This window comes from Mesotoga sp. BH458_6_3_2_1 (assembly GCF_003664995.1).
GTDB lineage: Bacteria > Thermotogota > Thermotogae > Petrotogales > Kosmotogaceae > Mesotoga.
In genome coordinates, this window is the sequence record NZ_JFHL01000021.1 from 171333 (window position 1) to 189162 (window position 17830).

The following is a 17830-nucleotide window of genomic DNA, read 5'->3' on the forward strand; positions in this document are numbered from 1 at the left end:
AATCAGGGTATTTGGGGGCGATTGAAATGAGGAAGTACTCTTTCTCGGTTCTTCTGGTAATTCTAATCTTGATCACAGGTTGTGTTGGTTTATTTCGGACAAACGAAATAAAAGGGTCCGTTTTCACGGACGAGTACATTGAAAACGCTTCAGTAAAAGTCTTTGACCTTGATGGAAATCAGGTTATAGAAGGGGAGTTTCTCACCGACAATTACGGGAGGTTCTCGATACCCATAACAAATGGTTTCAAGTTCCCGGTAATACTGCTGGCTTCCTTCGATATCCCTGAAGAACAGGAGAGGAGTGATGCACTCGCATCTGTTGTCGAAGAGTCCTTCCATTCGGAACAAATACTCGTAAATCCCGTTACCTCGGTTTTTGCTGCCTATATGTTCAAGGAGCAAATCAGCTATTCGGAAGCCATAAGTGAGGTCCGAGAGGCCTTGAACGTACCCCCCGAGGTAAATGTGCTAAGCCAGCTTTACCCGGAATTTGAAACCTCGTATTTTTCTATGAAAAGGCTCTCGGATTTCGTACGGGACAATTTTGGCGGAGTATACAGGGACTTCATCGAAGTTATCGTCGAGGCAATCGCCGGAGGGGCTGTATACAATTTCGGTGTAGGTGCCACATTAGACATAGATATTTCCACCCTTGCGAAAGATCTCCTGAAGGGCACTACCACTGGAATAATCTCTAAGGTCGCTGTAAGCGCAATATCCTGGGTTATGAAGAGCTTGTTCGGACTGGGCGATGAAACCTCAGAGATGATAAGCGAAATCCTCAATCAGGTCGAGGAAATAAATGCAAAGCTTGACGTGATATCGGCAAAACTCGATACCATTGACTCGGAGATCCAAAGTATCCTCACAAAGCTTGATCAGCAGTATTACGACTCGTATGTGAGAATGGTAGATCAGAACTACTTCACTCCCATAGAGACCTGCACAGGGAAGTTGCTGTTCATTACGACTCTCGATGCAACGACTACCACAGATGTCGCCATCCAGGAACTGATGTACGATATTCAGAACAGCTCACTCGATCAGGTAATGCTGAATATCAAGAAAGTCATCGTCGGAGGGACTGCGGATACGAGCTACATGTCGCTCTTCGAGATTTACATTAAAAACGCAATGAACGCAGTGAGGGCCGCGAAACTAATAGACGGCGAAACGGAGAGCGATCTTGGTTTTTCGCAGCGATGTCCGGCCGATTCACCTATGTTCATTGAGTACGTTCAAGCTTATGTCAGCCTCTTCCAGGCTTTGACAACTAGACAGCTTCTTGCTCTGAACCTTCTGGTTGAATATGAGCACAAACTGGGAAGCAGTCTTGCCCAACTTCATCTAAACAACTATAATTCGTACATCGCAGAAGAAGTTGAGGTCTTCTGGTACTGGCTCGAAACATTCGTGACTTACGTTATTGGCGGAGAAAGCCTTATGATGAACCCTGCATACGATGCAGACAAGGCCTGGTTCTACAACCAGGCAGACAATGCCGCGCTAAAAGCCATGGGGCTTGACTCTGGAATAGTTGTGAGAGTCTTCTGGAATACCGAACCCATGGGATTCTCTCCAATATTGCCAGGTTTCCAGAAAACACTTGGAATGTTGCTCCCGGTGTACGACATATTCAAGAACTCGGCTTCCGGCGTAAAACTTACTCTCGACAAACAGGACATTCAACTCACCGGTATCGACGAGGCAATAGAGGCGAGCGATCCACTCGGCACATACAGATTTCTAGGTTTTACTTATCAAGATACGGAACTTACCGTCGAACCGAATGTAGTGATGAGAAGATACGTATTTGAAAACCTGTCGGAAGGCAAATATACGATTTCAAGGAGCACTAACAGCAATGTGGTTCAGACGCCTTACTCAATAACCCTTCTCGAGAATACTCAAAAGAATATGTGCAACAACCTGTTCATTGCAGAGGAGTACCTGGATGAGACAAAATATGCTTTGAACATCGGTTCGGAGACCTTACACGTTCAATCTCTAGCAATATCGGCATACGCTCCCTCATTGAGAGTCAGCAATTTGCAGAGAGAGATCATATACGGAAGAAGCACCGACCCGACAGATCCAGACCACATAGGTGTCCTGAATTTCGCACTCAACAGGTACATGAGAATCGATGACGAAGCGTACTGGCAGAAGACCTGGATTCTATTCATTCCTACATGGGATAGTTATGGAGTCGATCTTGTGAAGGTCAACAGCACCGACAGGATGACCTCGGGGAGATACAGTTCGTGGTTGATATTGACGAACAAAGGTGACAAAGGAACTGGAGATACTTGGGGGTGGTCGACGGGGCCCGTTACAAAAGATCATGCGGTCTGGTTGAGAGCCACTACTCAGTTAAGCGATATGTGCCTGGCTCCATATAACCTTTCAAAATACTATACAAGAGACACTAAGGACGACAAGTACAAATATCCAAGTTCGACGTACTGTCTTTATTTGAACCATGACACAGCTCAGTGGGACCTGTTCATAGAGCCCGCAGGAATTAACGTTCTGGGGATTCTATTTGGAACGGACAAATTGTACTATGGTGAGATAGTAAGGCTAAGGCACGCTTCAAGTGGCAAGTACGTTTCGTATCATCAGGTTTATACAAGCTCCACCTCTTCCTACAACTGTGGGACTGTAAACGATACCGACAAGTATCAAATGGCCAACTGGTGGATTATTTACAGATGAGTTCCGGTTCATTTCGATCGTAGCAGAAGCAATCGGCAATAGATAAGACAAAGTCGCACGAACCTTCCGAGAAATCATTATTAATGGTATCAGTTCGGAAGGTTCGTGTGATTTTCTTTGGTGAAGTTTCTCAGTCTTGCAGCAAAGACTCCTCTTTTGTATTCGATTTTAGCCAGTTATCTTCAGTTCCAGGGATTTGCAGGAGAAATCTAAATCATTACTTGCCAGGAGCATTACCACTTAAGCACGCATTCTATGGACTGAAAATTAGGATCATCAAGTTCTTCGGGGTTTAAACTGTTCGAAATGATCAATATAAGTAGGCTTGATCAGAAGCTTTCAAATCGAAGATTAATCTTTATCCTGGTACTGTATATTCTCTGCAATAGTAATAAGAAAGCTAATCTCGAATAAGGAATAAGAGCAGTAAACTATTTCACATTCCTTCCACTTACAGGCTCTTATAATAGTCTTAGTCTCATATGGAGGTGACAAGAATGAAGAAGATAGCAGTTCTCTCGATCCTAATGCTGATTCTTGGAGTAGTAGCCACAGCTTTTCCTGGTTTAAGAAGTGAAATGGATGGGGAGATTTTGGAACTACGTCTACAAATCCAGATTGCAAACGCAATAAATGCAGCCAACCTCTCTCCTGAACAGCTAGGCCAAGTGTATGATCTTGCAAAGTCCACCCGCGAGGAACTCGAAGCTCTAAAGGAAAGAGTTACGAATACTTTTGAAGAAACTCTGGAAAAAGCAATCTCAGGCGAAGAAGCGGCTCTTCCGGAAATGGATCCAACCAGGACAAGAATGCAGTCGATAGTCGAGAATTATCTTAACGGTCTGAAATCGATTATCACAGTCGAACAGGCCGAGAATCTCGCTGAATACTTCAGTGAAAGGCCGGTAGCCAATCGTTCTGAAGTTTATGAGAAAAATGCACCCATTAGAGAGAGAATCGAAGAAAGACTTCCGGAGATTGAGGAACAGCTTAGACAGCAGTTCAGAAATCTCCCTCCTGAAGCTCAGGAACGCCTCAAGAATATCGATGTTGACGAAAGAATGAAAGTCTTGAAAGAGAAGATGTCAGACAGGCTCAATGCCAGCAGACCCGGCATAGTTGAGAGACCTGTGCAAAACAACTTCAATGCTCAAAGACTGGCAATGGTGCTTCTATCTGATGAAGCGCTGGAAGTAATGGAGAAGATGCTCGGCCAGTAATAACTTTAACAAAGCAAGCCTTTCCGGCCGGAGACTGTAAATATCTCCGGCTGTTCATTTTGATGTCCCCAATGTCGAAGATAGTAGTATTCTTATGTCTTGATTACTTAATGATTCCGATTTCTCTGAAAGAATCAATGCATCTGTATCCAGAAATTGCGTATTCGAGAAGAGAGAAGCTACATTTCTTCATAGAACCAGCAAGACAAGCGGCATATGAAGAAACTAAGTTTCTCTAATGATTAAAGATACATTCAGTACCTCTCTTTTCACTGACTTTCTTACTCCTCTGATCCTTTGATCCAACAACTTCACAGCCTCGAATCCTTCCATGTCTTTGTCTATCCTGATTGATGTCAGTTTTGGAGAGAAAATAGAGGAAAAGATAATGTCATCGTAACCAATTACAGATATCCTTCTAAGCAACGACTCATCTATGCTCCTTAGAGCATTTATTGCTGCGAAGGCTCGAGTGTCATTGAAACAGAAGATACCATTGAAAGGAATTGACTCTAAAAAGATAGACCTAACTATCTTGAAAGTATTATCGTAATCAGTAATACGATCATTTATTACTTCATAGTAAACCTTCTTATCCTCGGCAATCTTTACAAAACCCTTTTCCCTCTCACTGGAAGCAGAACCGGAATCTCTGGAATTGATCATCAGAAGACGAGTTGCTCCACGAGACACCAAATACTCTCCAGCAAGCTCACCGCCATGATAGTCGTCTGTAAAAACCTCATCTACACCAAGTTCTTTGTAATCTCTACCGATTACTACAAGCGGAAACTGACGCTTGACTAAATCTTTAGCATAAGAGATCTCAGGATTGCTTGGGACGATTATTATCCCTCCAACTCGATGCTCTAAAAGCATGTGTACTGCACTTTTAGCTTCTTCAGATCTCAATTTAGTGTTGATCAAAATCATTCTATAGTTGTATTTTGATATACCCTTCTCTATTCCCTGCAAGATCTCGGAAAAGAATGGATCGTACTCTGCCTCGAAGATCACTCCAATTGTCGTGCTTACATTGTTACGCATAAGCGTAGCTGTGGCGTTTCTTACATAGCCTAACTCCTCAATCTTCTTAAGCACTCTCCTTCTAGTCTCTTGAGAAACATCTGGATGCTTGTTGATTACCCTCGAGACTGTGGAAGTGGAGAGATTAAGATCTTCAGCAATCATTTTGATGGTAGCGTAGTTCTTCTTCAAAGTATCACCTCGTTACTGCACCAAGTATCATTATTCTATCAGAGTTTCCCGGTGTGGAAAGATCACACTAAGCAAGAAACAGTGTGGTTATCGAGACAGACGGCGTCTCACTCGATGAGACTAGTTATGGCTGGTTTTGATTGAAACGAAAACTATGATAGAATCAGGGTGGTAACGCACCCGGGAACGTTCTCAAGTGATAGCATTTTGAACAGAGCGGCAACTGAAAACCCAAAAAGGAGGTTTCATTATGTCAAGAAAACTACTGGTGTTGATCCTAGTGGTGACGCTTGCTTTTTCGGGCATCCTAATGGCAAAAACGACACTCGTCCTGTGGGACCAGCTCGCAGCAACGGAAGACATAGTTAAGATGTTCAACGAAAAAATGAAGGCAGAAGGAAAGGATATCGAAGTGAAGCTTGAGCTGATACCTTACGACCAAATGGTTCCAAAGTTCATGGCGGCCCTCTCTGCTGGAATTGCTCCGGACCTTTACGGAATGGACCTTGTTCAGTTTCCTTTCTTCATTTCAATCGGCGCATTCACTGATATCACGGAATGGGCTAAAGAACTACCTTTCTTTGATGAACTAACCAAAGGAATGCTAGAAATTGGAATGAAAGATGATAAGATTTACGGACTCCCTTATCAGATTGACTTATCAACAATGCTTTGGAACAAGGATCTTTTTGAAGAGGCAGGTCTGGATCCCGAACAGCCACCGCAAACGTGGTATGAACTTGTCGAAATGGGCCAGAAACTTACCGTTGACAAAGATGGAGACGGAATCATTGATCAGTGGGGATTCAACCTTACAGGTGGTGGCGCTGGCGCCTATATGTTCTGGTTCATGCCCTTTGTCTGGGGAAACGGTGGCAGAATGTTTGACGATGAAGGCAACGTAGCGCTAGATTCTTATGAGACAGTTCAGGCTCTACAGTTCTGGGCAGATCTTGTTCATAAGTACAAGATTGCTCCTGTTTCCTCTGTTCAGTATGGTTCGGGTGACAGATACAATGCTTTCGTTTCAGGGAAACTTGCCATGTTCCTAGGCGGCAACTTCAACATAACATCTCTACTACAGGATGCACCTGATATGGAATTCGGAGTAGCTATGATCCCTAAGAACAGAGGCGAATTCGCTTCATTCGGTGGCGGGAGTCTTCTAGGAATAACCTCACAGAGCAAGAACGTTGAAGCGGCAAAGGAATTCATGGAATTCGCGTTCTCTGAAGAAGCGCAGGTTGGTGCGTTCGCTCCAAGTCTACAGCTAGTTGCGAGACCTAGCCTTTATGATAACGAATACTACAAGGACATCCCCCAGATGCTGCGTTTCGCGGATGTACTTGGTATAGCGCAGACTCCATACTCTGTTAAGTACAATGAAATCTACGATCCAGTTGGCTATTACTTTGAGAGCGTTTTCCTGGGACAGATGGATGCAGAAACAGCAATAAGAGAATGCGCAAAGGAAATTGAAAAGATACTTGCAGAATAAATAATTCTTCCCTCATCGGGATGGTTAAAACGCCATCCCGATTTTTTTAGGAGGAACCGCCAATGAAACAGAAGACAAGGAAGGGATTGTATGGATTTCTATTCCTTCTACCAGTTATAGTGATGATTAGCATATTTTTCATCTATCCCTTGATTAAAGTAGTGTTGATGTCATTCCAGGAATGGAAGATAATGGGGGGATCGAGTTTTGTCGGTTTGTCAAACTATAAGAAGGCACTCGCAGATGATGAGTTCTGGAAAACTCTTTGGAACACCGTAATCTACGCAATAATTGTTACCCCAATGATTTTTGTTCCTGCAGTCATGCTGGCCAATGCTTTGAAGAAGACTTCACGCTCAACAAAGATTTTCAGAACTATCTTTTTTGTACCATACGCTATTTCCTTTGTAGCTGCTAGTTATATATGGCAATGGATATACAACGACTCTTACGGAGTACTTAATTACATTCTGATATCTCTCAACATGATAGGCCAACCAATCAACTGGCTCGGGCAGACGTGGTTATCCCGAATTATGGTTTCCATAATGGTCGCATGGAAGACTCTTGGATTCACAATGATAATTGTCATAGCGGGCTTACAGGGAATTTCACCTCAGATTTATGAGGCAGCTTCGATCGATGGGGCTAGGAAATCGCAAGTTTTCAGGTACATAACGCTCCCCCTTCTTCGCCCTACACTGGTACTCGCTTTGATTCTTTCACTGGCAGGTTCTTTCAAAGCCTTCGATCACTTTTACATAATGACAAAAGGAGGCCCACTGAAGACCACCGAGACCATTGTAATGTACATTAACAAAATCGGATTCGAATTCTATGATATTGGATTTGGGTCGGCAATATCGGTGATATTTTTGGGAATTCTACTTCTTATCAGCTATTTGCAGTTGAAGGCAGGCGGATTCCAAAATGAGTAAGAAACTCTTCATCACATTGATTATAATCTCGATAGTTTTCATAATACCGATTTACTGGGCTGCAATAACTTCGTTCAAGCCCTCCAGTGAGGTTTTGTCGTATCCACCAAGTCTAGTTGCGAAACAACCAACTCTAGCACAGTTTACGAAGCTCTTTACAGCCGGAGATTCCATATTCACAAGATATGTCATAAATACGTTCATACTTTGCGGACTAAGTATAGGAATGGTCTTGATACTGAGCATAATGGGAGGCTATTCGTTAAGCAAGCTCCCTTTCAAAGGCAGCAATATAATCTTTCTGGTAATACTGTCAATTATGATGGTTCCATATCAGTCTCTTTTGATTCCCTTGTATAATCTGATGAATGCAATGGGGCTTCTGGACTCGTTGTTTGGTGTTTCACTAATCTATACAACTTATGCTATGCCTTTCTGCATTTTTATGATGAAGAATTATTTTTCTTCATTGCCCAATACCCTTAGGGAAAGTGCTCTTATAGATGGAGCTTCGGAAATACGAATTCTATTTGGGGTCCACTTGCCGCTCGCATTACCTGCAATTGCAACTGTAATAGTCTATGTATTCTTGATGACCTGGAACGACTTTATCCTTGCTCTGAACTTCACCAGTTCAAATGATGTAAGAAACATACAGGTAGGGATTACTCTGTTCGCGACAACTAGATTTACACGCGATTGGGGGCTTATCAATGCTGGTGCAACATTCAGCATCATTCCCAGTATTCTTGTGTTTCTTCTCTTGCAAAAATACTATGTGGAAGGAATGACGGCAGGGACTAACAAAGAATAGAAAAGCTTGATGAATACAAAGGAAGTGAAACAATGATAGATACGAAATTCAAGGAGCTACCTCTAGGTGAGGTAAAGCCTGCCGGATGGCTGGAAAGGCAACTCAGAATTCAGGCAAAAGGCCTGACGGGAAGACTGGAAGAGGTCTGGAAAGATGTCGGTCCTGATAGCGGTTGGCTTGGGGGAAGCGGCGAAAACTGGGAGAGAGGGCCCTATTACTGTGATGGTCTAATTCCTTTGGCCTATCTACTTGAAGATGCAGGGCTTAAGATAAAGGCTGAAAAATGGATAACCTGGGCTCTGGGAAGCCAGAACGAGGAGGGTTTCTTCGGACCAAGAGACAATGATGATTGGTGGCCAAGAATGGTCATGCTCAAAGTGATAAAGAACTACTTTGAATACACTAAGGATCAACGTGTGGTTAGTTTTTTGACCAGGTATTTCAAGTATCAACTTCGAAACATAGATTCTAGAGAATTCGCAATTTGGGAAAACACCAGAAGTGCGGAAAATATTTATGTGATACTCTGGCTTCATGGTATCACTGGAGATGACTTCCTATTAGATCTTGCCAAGAGGTTTTTTGAAAAGTCAATGAACTGGTCCGATTATTTTGAAGAATTCAAGTACACAAGGCCGACCGGAGAGTATCTGGACTGGGAAGAATTCATGAAAGCTACCAGCGGAAAGGGACTCGAAGGGCTTTACGAATACGAGGAGAAAAAGAATAGCAGTATATATTCTAAGCTGTTTCAGGAAACTCATGTCGTGAATGTCGTGATGGGTATCAAGTATCCAGCCTTAAGGTATCTGCTTTATGGAGACGAAAATCAGTTAAGGATAGTTAAAGAAGGTATAGAAAAACTGACTACTTACCACGGGACATCAAACGGAATGATAACAGGTGACGAACACTTAAATGGAAATGATCCCTCCCAAGGAACTGAGTTGTGTGCAGTAGTCGAGTACATGTTCTCGCTGGAGATGCTTTTCAGAGTCTTCAATGATATCGAGTTCGCTGACATTCTCGAAAAGATTGCATACAACGCATTGCCCGCAACAATTGACAAAGAGTTGCTCACACATCAATACGATCAGCAAGCTAATCAGATAATGTGCAGTCACGCCAAACGCAATTGGTACAACAATCTAGATGATTCAAATGTATTCGGACTTGAACCGAACTTTGGTTGTTGTACGGCGAACATGCATCAAGGATGGCCCAAATTCGTGAAGAATCTATGTTACAAGAGCAGTGACGGCGGGTTGGTTTTCGGGGTTTACGGTCCCTGCAACATAGAAACGTCCATATCTGGGCAGACTCTTTTGATAAGAGAAGTAACTGATTATCCTTTTGACGACAAAATCGAGATTATATTCGATTCTGACATTGATCTCGAAGTACCTCTTCATTTAAGGGTTCCAGGCTGGGCTACAAGAACTGAAGTAAAATTGAATGGCTCTAGACTTGATCTAGAGGTCTTTGGGGGATATCTGACCATCAGAAGATCATGGAGCAAAGGAGATCTAGTCGAGTTGGTCTTCCAGTCTAGGGTTAGAACCTCAAAATGGTTCAGAAACTCACTTAGTGTTGAGAAAGGTCCTCTTCTTTTCGCTTTGAGACTTGATGAAAAGTGGAACACAACGAACAAAGATGGGGAGTTTCCTGAATATGAGGTTTACACAACCAGCCCATGGAATTACGCCTTGAAAGTGGATCTCAAGAACCCAGAAAAGAGCTTTTCTTTTGTCAAGCAAACACAAAAATCGTCCGAGCAGCCCTTTGATCAGAATCGAGTTCCAGTATTGATTGAAGCCGATGCAATTAAGGTAGAAGAATGGTCGATGGAAAGGAATTCGGCGGGGCCTCTCCCAGAAAGTCCTGTAAAACCGGATGGACCGTTAGAGAAAGTATGTTTGATTCCTTACGGTGCGGCTCGACTGAGAATAGCTCAGTTTCCTTACTTCGAAGCAAAGAAAGAAGGAGACTAATAACGATGATAGCAGCACTTCCAAAATCGTTTCAGACAACCACTTGTGAAGGGTCTATTCCTCAAGGCACGTGAAGGCCGAAACCCTTGTTCGGATGGCTTTCCAAGATCCAAAGAGACAATATGGCACAGTAGATTTTGTGTTCTAGACTGACCGATGTGCTTGGCTGATCACAAAGGCACCTCTAGTCGCACGAGGAAATGAGCTTTGACTGTCGATTTTGCTCCGCTGAGAGAGAGAAGTCTGATAGTATGTGGTTGTGGCGTCGACAAGAAATCGACTATTCGTTGAAGTCTGCAGTGTTTTCACTTCGTTGAATTCCCTAATAGATTCTCTTTTGGCGCATAGCTAGATAATTGAACTTGAGCTTAGTTTTGTTCTGAGCTCAATCTGCAAGACCTGCTAGGAGAGACGCGCCAACTTAGTTTTAGCGTTGTCAGCTCAGCATTTGGCTGTCATGGTTAATAGGAGCACTTCATAAGTTGGCATCTGCCTCCTTATGCAGGTTTAACCCATCTAAGCATTGGCGTGGCGCTTTAGGGAGGTGGAAACAAAATGAATTTCAGACTGTTTTTCTTAGTGCTTTTCTTATCAATTGCAATGTTAGTGACAACCTCATGCATCTTCAGGAATAATCAACCACCTGTAATCGAGAAAGAATCCTCCGGACCTTCTGGCGACACACTTGATGTCTGCATTACATTTGAGTGGCTCGGTTATGACGACGATGGCTACGTCTCTCTGTATCAGTATAGGACAGACGGCGGACAATGGATTGATTACAGTACAAAGACCAGTTATACCTGGTGCGGTTATCAAGAAGGAGATCACACCTTTGAGGTGAGGGCGAAAGACGACAAAGGACTCACTTCTGAACCGATACTCTGGGCTTTCACTTTTCTCTTATTTGAACCCTATTTGGGAGACTTCGTCTTTGTGAGTGGGGGTTCTTTCACCATGGGAGATACCTGGGGAGACGGGTTTAACATGGAGAAACCAACCCATCAGGTTGAACTCACGTACGATTTCTTTGTGGGGAAGTATCCAGTTACTTTCAACGAGTACAACGAGTTCTGCGTAGATAAGGGGGCCGTAATTCCCTCCGATGAAGGCTGGGGAATGGGTAGCAGGCCTGTAATCAATGTTCCATGGTGGATGGCAATAGAATACTGCAACTGGTTGAGTGAAAAGGATGGTCTGCCTCCTGCCTACGTAAGTCGCTGCGAAGTCAATGAAGGTCAGTTGCTCGATTCTGAGGGAAAGCTAACGACGGACATTACAGAAGTACTGGGATACAGATTGTTGACAGAAGCCGAGTGGGAATATGTCGCACGGGGAGGCAAACATAACTCCGAATACAAATGGTCTGGAAGCGATGACCCTTCACTAGTAGCCTGGTACGATTACAACTCTAACGAGAAGACCCGACCGGTTGGCCAGCTCGAACCAAATGCTCTCGATATCTACGACATGAGTGGAAACGTGCTTGAGTGGTGCACCGACTTCTACTCAGAATATACGGTTTCTCAAAAAACAAACCCGTACGTTTCCAGCGGAACTCACCGGATCTGTCGAGGCGGATGTTGGGCCTTTCCTGAGAAAAACACCCGAGTTTCTTATCGTCACCCTGCAATTCCCATACATTTCGGAAGCATAGCCGGGTTCAGAATCGTTAGAATTGCTCAGTAGCGATACTTCTGAACTCGCATTGGAGGATGATAGAGTAAAGAGAAACAATGTGATGAGTACAATATGCTCTCAATCGATCATTGAAATAAAAGGGGGGGGTAGGAAGAAATGAAGAGACTTTTGATACTACTGCTGATAGTTTTGTTTGCGGTGATGCTTGCAGGGTGTAAGAAGCCTAGGGAAAACCAGCCGCCAGTTCTCCAGAAGATCGGTGAGTCTGAAGGAGTAATAGATTGTTCAGCGAACGTTCTCGAGTGGATCGCATCGGATCCAGACGGAACGATTGCGAAGTACTACGTCAACGTCGATGAAGCAGGTTGGAATGACTATGGACTTGAAACAGAATACGTCTGGAATGATTACGGAACCGGGGTTCATTCATTTGAAGTGAAGGCCGAAGACAGCGAAGGCACATTCTCGAATATCATCTCCTGGAATTTCGTTGCCATTGAAGAGATGATATTGGTTGAAAGTGGAAAGTTCACGATGGGAGACTCTTGGGGAGACGGATACGAGAATGAATTACCTCTGCACGAAGTAACTATAGATTACGACTACTTCATCGGGAAGTATGAGGTCACCTTTGATGAGTTCGATGCTTTCTGCGACGACTTGGGCAGAACGAAACCCAAAGATTTCTCCTGGGGCAGAGAAAGGAGACCAGTGATTTCTGTTTCCTGGTATGACGCAATTGCCTACTGCAACTGGTTGAGCGACAAGGCGGGACTGGCAAGAGCGTATGACGACAACGGTAATCTGCTCGATCTTTCAGGCGGCATGGCAGATGACCCGTCTGAGGTAAATGGGTTTCGCTTGCCCACGGAAGCCGAGTGGGAATACGCCGCAAGGGGTGGAGATTCAGAGTCATTATTTAAGTACTCAGGAAGCAACGACCCGGATGAAGTCGCATGGTACAGAGAGAATGCTCACAATGACACTACTGATAGCCTTTCAACATGGCCAGTCGGAGAGAAGGAACCCAATGGGTTGGGAATACACGACATGAGCGGCAATGTGTTGGAATGGTGCACTGAACCCTTCCAGGAATACACTGCCGACTCAACTACAAATCCCTACGTCCCAATAGACGGCAGCAAGGACTTCGTAATTAGGGGAGGTAGCTACTTCAATATAGCAAGACTTTTAAGGGTTCCTTATCGAGAGGAAGTAAATGGGGAGATTGGAATATATGTTGTTGGTTTCAGAGTCGTAAGAACCGAAAAGTAACGAAGAAGCCCTCAGTTATCTGCTCTCAAAGCAAAGCATCCGGATTGATAAATCAGCCAGAGAGTTGCTCGCCACCATGAGATACTGAAGTAGTAGGCAGCTGGTTCTCCCTGCTCTATGAGCATGCTCTTGAAGAAGGTAGAACCTATTGTGAATAGCATTGGGGTTTTAGTCTCAACAGAGATCGGGAAGACTTCAGGAGAAATTCACGACTCTTAATCTCTTGTTGGTTATTTCTAAAGAACGTCAGCTTCTTGACTTGGGGGACTTGGAATATCAGTTGATGGATTCACATCTCGTAGTTGGCAGAGCGATATGAACCAAGGAATTTGAAGTAACTGCAACGGTCACTGATTGCCTTGATTCCCTCTTTCACTTGTCTGTCAGCTACCGTTCCTTCAAAATCTACAAAGAATATATAGCGCCACATCTCTCTCTTGAAAGGCCTTGATTCGATTTTCGTCAGATTAAGATTGCGATCTGACAACTCTCGGAGGACACTGAACAAGGCGCCGGGCTTATGCTCCGTCGTGAATATAATAGATGTCTTGCATTTTCCAATACATGGCATGGATTCTCTACCCATTAAGAAGAATCTGGTTGTATTTGTCTCGAGATCTTCGAAATTCCTCCTTAAGATTTCAAGCCCATAAGTTTCGGCCGCAAGTTCGCTGGCGATTGCAGCTGTCGACTCCATCTCGCAAACCGCCAGGTCCTTCGCTGCGCCGGCAGTGTCATAGTATTCTTTCGCCACAAGGCCCTCTTTTTCCAGATGTTCCGAGCACTGTGACAACGCCTGATGGTGAGAAATCACGTATTTTATGTCACAGATCGTTTTACCCTTGGGAGCCATAAGGCAATGCTCAATTCGAAGCATAACCTCTGCCTGGACAAGAAGATCACTATCCACCAAAGCATCGTAAGCAGGAATCACTGTGCCGGCAAGCGAGTTTTCCACGGGGAGAATTGCGTAGTCTGCTTTTCCATACTGAACAAGATTCAACATCTCTCGAAACGATCTGCATGGAATAGTAATAGGTGACTCCCCGGACAGCTTTTTTATAGCCTGTTCTGAATAAGCTCCGTGTTCGCCCTGAAAAGCGATACTCTTTTTCTTCAAAGGACTCCCCTGTTCATGAGGCAGATTCACTGCCTGAATATTATTCTGTTATTAATGCTCCAATCTTCCAATTTGGTTCCTTCTTGCATTAGCTGCTGTATAAGGCTGCTTAATCTGGGATAATTCACACAATTATAGCTCTTCAATTGCGACGCTAAGATGAATTAGCCTGAACAAACTGGCCGAAAAGCCTTCAGGACAAAAGTTAGGAGATACCTCTTCTATTGTTTTTCAACATTCATAGACAAAAAGCAGAATTGAAAGGAATATGGGAAGTCTTCGGACCTATTTGAGCAGCTAGCTTTGCTCTTGCTTGAAACCGGTTGGACTAAGATCGATACTTCCCAGAATCATAAACAACCAGTTACATCACAGGGCAGTTTCGGTTCATCGTTCGGATTGCCTATCTGAATACTCCTGCATCGCTTTCGAAAGAAAATCCGCTAACCCTTCACCATACTTATCTATGTTTGCTTTGAACCTATCATCCATCACATACATGTTGCCTAGAGAGGCAAAAGACTCAAGACTATAGTAATGTCCAAAACTTTCGTTAAAGACCTTATACATTCTGTCTATTGCTTCTTGTACAAGGTCTGAATCGGGATCTTCATCTCTAATCTCTGCTAGTTCTCTGAAAAGCTCATCTAGTATCTTCTCCATATCCTTCCTCTCCCGGTCGCTCTTCGAAGCGATAAAATCGTTACTCTTTTCAACCGTCTCATCACCCCAAAGTTGTCTCGCTTCTTCTTCATAGGGGTTGCAAGAGAAATCGAATCCCTTGAACTTTTCTCTCTGACTCATCGAGTCTTCTCCTTTCAAAGTCTTGAGCGTCCTTTCCAGTGTGCTAAGCATAGCCTCAATTCTCTCTTTCTCCAGCATCAAGTGTTTCTTCTGAAGCTCGAAGGCCCTGGCTCTATCGAACCTCGGATTGCTGAGAAGCTTCTTGATCCTCTCCAAAGAGAAGCCACACTGTCTGAAGAAGAGAATCTGCTGAAGTTTGTCGAGATCTTCTTCCGAATACTCTCTGTATCCATTTTGAGCATTACGCCTGGGTCTCAAGAGCCCAATCTCGTCATAATGATGAAGTGCCCTTACAGAAAGGCCCGAAAGCTCGGCAACCTGTTTTGCGTTCAAGAAATCTCCTCCCATAATCACAAGGATATACTATTACATAACGTAATAGTCAAGTAGCTCAATCAATATCTCGACTAAGGATTCCTTGACCGTCAAAGAGCGACCCAAGAAGTTCACTATGACTTCTGCGCTGGCCTGACATAAAAGGATTAAGCAAAGACTTCACTGTATTGTCACAGAAGAGTCTCTGCATACTGGAACCGTATTTGAAAGCGTGTTTAGAAATCGAAGAGATGAGTTTATTGGTAGATTAGTATTTCTGATCGAGCATGAAAGCAAACTCTTTCTTTCAACTGACAGTCAGACAGATTATAAGAGATACCATACCGGTATCTTGTGGTGAAGCTAAAGCCCTTTGAATTGAATGTGATATGTCCTCAGTTTTGAATCAACTGGGAATCCACATTGTCTAGCAAAGAGTGGCTACGTGAGGAGATTGAGAAATGAGTCTGAAGAAGTCATTGACGTTACTATCTTTCATTTTGATTTTTGCTGCCATAGTTGGCGCAGGATCGAATCAGGCAACGAGCAACTGCGATGAAGCAAGGGAAATTGCAAGGCAAGCATATGTTTTTGCCTACCCAATGCTCGAGAATCTTCGAACCATGACTCTCCAGGCTGTACTTCCCGGTTCATTTAACAGATTTGAACACAGTGAAGGTTTGCTTGGACCTGAATTCAGAGAGATCGTCCGCCCGAATAACGATACAGTCTTTTCTGCAGCATGGCTTGATTTGAGAGCCGAACCAGTCATAATTCAAATACCTACGATATGTGAAAGATACTACTCTCTGCAATTTGTCGATATGTTTACACATAACTTCGCATATGCAGGAACAAGAACCACCGGTTGCGGAGCAGGGACTTTCTTGATCGCCGGTCCCAAGTCATCGGCAGAAGTTCCCGCGAGCGTTGATAAAGTATTCACCAGCGAAGGAAACTTCGTTTTGTGTTTAGTAAGGATTTCAATAAACCCAGAGATATTAAGTGAGTTTGACGCGATACACAAAATTCAAGAGAGATTTCTAGTCCAGCCCCTTAGTTCCTTCTGCGGTTATGAAGCTCCTGAACCAATCAGAATGGATGTCTTCCCGGTCTTCAGACAGGAACGAGCCGAGTCGGCCGGTTTTATCTCCTATCTGAACTTCCTTCTAGGCCAGCTAGAAATTCATCCATCTGAGAAAGCATTGATCGAGCGATTCGGCCTTATTGGAATAGGACCGAATCTCCCGTTTGACGAATCAGATCTTAACTCCGAGATACGGGCTGCAATTGAGCAAGGGGTTGAAGATGCCATAGAAATCATACTCAGACCAGATGAACTGCTGGGAACTACTAAGAATGGCTGGAGTCTTACAAATCGAGTCTTCGGTAATCGAAACCAGATGCAGGGTAAGTATGAGATTCGAGCTTCGGCGGCGTACATAGGTCTCTATGGAAACGATCTTGAGGAAGCCTACTATCCCATAAGTTATGCAGATGCCGATGGAAAATCTTATGATGGCTCAAAGTATAATTACCTGATCCATTTTGAAAGCCACGAAATTCCACCCGTTGGACCGGGTGGATTCTGGTCCATCACAATCTACGATGAAGACCAGTTCATGGTACCAAATCCAATGAACAGATACTCAATAGGTGATCGGTCAAGATTGTCATATAACGATGACGGGTCTCTCGACATCTACATACAACACGCTTCGCCTGGAGTTGATCATGAAAACAACTGGCTTCCGGCTCCAGATGGAAAGTTTTCACTGTCGCTAAGAATGTATATGCCTTCACCGAGAGCCCTTGATCCTCTCTACTGCCCTCCTGGAGTGGAAAAAGAAAAATCAGGAGACTAGTCTGGTTTGTCATATAGACTTTACCGATGGCTCTTCACTTATGTGATCTCTAAATCACTTAAGCTCATTCGCAGAAGGTCGACTAAGGTCTATGTCTATTCGGAGAGAAACCTTTTCGAAGGAATCTCTCTTCTGTGTGAAACTCTGTCTCTGATACTTTCTTTTACATTTTCCTGACTCTCTACTTCAGATTATTAGCCGATTCCATCTACCAACAGCTTACTGACCGAAAAATTGAATATTCGAAGAGGAGGAGAAAGGTCAATATTTGAAATGAAACGGATACCTATCTAACACAGGAGATCAACGAAATAGTCCCTGATTGGAATCCGATTCTTTAAACGCACCTTCCAACAAAAGAGTTACCTTAGAGAGCTGTAAACGGTATCAAAAGAGTGTTTTGCCATCCCA

General features: G+C 43.7%; 12 protein-coding genes. 9 read left to right on the top strand and 3 right to left on the bottom strand.

Annotated elements, in window-relative coordinates:
- The first annotated feature begins 26 nt into the window (after window positions 1-26).
- Together Y697_RS10720 and Y697_RS10725 are read left to right on the top strand one after the other, a co-directional pair.
- Window positions 27-2720 (top strand): hypothetical protein, encoded by a 2694-nt coding sequence (locus tag Y697_RS10720; protein ID WP_121551606.1) that lies wholly within the window; start codon window positions 27-29, stop codon window positions 2718-2720.
- 497 nt (window positions 2721-3217) lie between these two features.
- On the top strand, window positions 3218-3940 hold the full coding sequence (locus Y697_RS10725; protein WP_121551607.1) for a hypothetical protein: 723 nt from the start codon (window positions 3218-3220) through the stop codon (window positions 3938-3940).
- Between the two features lie 225 nt (window positions 3941-4165).
- Here the strand turns inward: Y697_RS10725 and Y697_RS10730 are convergent, their stop codons facing one another.
- Window positions 4166-5158: a LacI family DNA-binding transcriptional regulator gene (locus Y697_RS10730; protein WP_121551608.1), complete on the bottom strand. Its 993-nt coding sequence runs from the start codon at window positions 5156-5158 to the stop codon at window positions 4166-4168.
- Window positions 5159-5408: 250 nt separating this feature from the next.
- Between Y697_RS10730 and Y697_RS10735 the strand changes: the two genes are divergently transcribed.
- The 6 genes from Y697_RS10735 to Y697_RS10760 all read left to right on the top strand — a co-directional run bounded on the left by Y697_RS10735 (window position 5409) and on the right by Y697_RS10760 (window position 13315).
- The gene (locus tag Y697_RS10735) at window positions 5409-6656 is read left to right on the top strand and encodes an ABC transporter substrate-binding protein (protein WP_121551609.1); all 1248 of its coding nucleotides are present in this window, start codon (window positions 5409-5411) and stop codon (window positions 6654-6656) included.
- Window positions 6657-6718: 62 nt separating this feature from the next.
- Window positions 6719-7594: a carbohydrate ABC transporter permease gene (locus tag Y697_RS10740; RefSeq protein WP_121551610.1), complete on the top strand. Its 876-nt coding sequence runs from the start codon at window positions 6719-6721 to the stop codon at window positions 7592-7594.
- Window positions 7587-8408 carry a carbohydrate ABC transporter permease gene (locus Y697_RS10745; protein WP_121551611.1) on the top strand — a complete coding sequence of 274 codons (822 nt, stop codon included), beginning with the start codon at window positions 7587-7589 and terminating at the stop codon, window positions 8406-8408. Before Y697_RS10740 ends, Y697_RS10745 begins: the two co-directional genes overlap by 8 nt.
- 32 nt (window positions 8409-8440) lie before the next feature.
- Window positions 8441-10399: a beta-L-arabinofuranosidase domain-containing protein gene (locus Y697_RS10750; protein ID WP_121551612.1), complete on the top strand. Its 1959-nt coding sequence runs from the start codon at window positions 8441-8443 to the stop codon at window positions 10397-10399.
- A 555-nt stretch (window positions 10400-10954) separates the two neighbouring features.
- On the top strand, window positions 10955-12088 hold the full coding sequence (locus Y697_RS10755; protein WP_259462505.1) for a formylglycine-generating enzyme family protein: 1134 nt from the start codon (window positions 10955-10957) through the stop codon (window positions 12086-12088).
- A 108-nt stretch (window positions 12089-12196) separates the two neighbouring features.
- Window positions 12197-13315: an SUMF1/EgtB/PvdO family nonheme iron enzyme gene (locus Y697_RS10760; RefSeq protein WP_121551613.1), complete on the top strand. Its 1119-nt coding sequence runs from the start codon at window positions 12197-12199 to the stop codon at window positions 13313-13315.
- A gap of 289 nt (window positions 13316-13604) precedes the next feature.
- Here Y697_RS10760 and pheA read toward each other — a convergent pair whose 3' ends face one another.
- Together pheA and Y697_RS10770 are read right to left on the bottom strand one after the other, a co-directional pair.
- Window positions 13605-14435 carry a prephenate dehydratase gene (pheA, locus tag Y697_RS10765; protein WP_259462506.1) on the bottom strand — a complete coding sequence of 277 codons (831 nt, stop codon included), beginning with the start codon at window positions 14433-14435 and terminating at the stop codon, window positions 13605-13607.
- A gap of 387 nt (window positions 14436-14822) precedes the next feature.
- On the bottom strand, window positions 14823-15572 hold the full coding sequence (locus Y697_RS10770) for a MerR family transcriptional regulator (RefSeq protein WP_121551614.1): 750 nt from the start codon (window positions 15570-15572) through the stop codon (window positions 14823-14825).
- 443 nt (window positions 15573-16015) lie between these two features.
- Between Y697_RS10770 and Y697_RS10775 the strand changes: the two genes are divergently transcribed.
- Window positions 16016-17419, top strand: coding sequence for a DUF1254 domain-containing protein (locus tag Y697_RS10775; protein ID WP_121551615.1), 1404 nt, complete (start codon window positions 16016-16018; stop codon window positions 17417-17419).
- Window positions 17420-17830: the final 411 nt, after the last annotated feature.

What these genes read in the sequence shown, in the direction of transcription:
- Y697_RS10755 (WP_259462505.1), top strand. Translation starts at nt 10,955, where the DNA reads ATGAATTTCAGACTGTTTTTCTTAGTGCTTTTCTTATCAATTGCAATG.
- Y697_RS10725 (WP_121551607.1), top strand. Translation starts at nt 3,218, where the DNA reads ATGAAGAAGATAGCAGTTCTCTCGATCCTAATGCTGATTCTTGGAGTA.
- Y697_RS10760 (WP_121551613.1), top strand. Translation starts at nt 12,197, where the DNA reads ATGAAGAGACTTTTGATACTACTGCTGATAGTTTTGTTTGCGGTGATG.
- Y697_RS10745 (WP_121551611.1), top strand. Translation starts at nt 7,587, where the DNA reads ATGAGTAAGAAACTCTTCATCACATTGATTATAATCTCGATAGTTTTC.
- Y697_RS10775 (WP_121551615.1), top strand. Translation starts at nt 16,016, where the DNA reads ATGAGTCTGAAGAAGTCATTGACGTTACTATCTTTCATTTTGATTTTT.
- Y697_RS10750 (WP_121551612.1), top strand. Translation starts at nt 8,441, where the DNA reads ATGATAGATACGAAATTCAAGGAGCTACCTCTAGGTGAGGTAAAGCCT.
- Y697_RS10740 (WP_121551610.1), top strand. Translation starts at nt 6,719, where the DNA reads ATGAAACAGAAGACAAGGAAGGGATTGTATGGATTTCTATTCCTTCTA.
- Y697_RS10735 (WP_121551609.1), top strand. Translation starts at nt 5,409, where the DNA reads ATGTCAAGAAAACTACTGGTGTTGATCCTAGTGGTGACGCTTGCTTTT.
- Y697_RS10720 (WP_121551606.1), top strand. Translation starts at nt 27, where the DNA reads ATGAGGAAGTACTCTTTCTCGGTTCTTCTGGTAATTCTAATCTTGATC.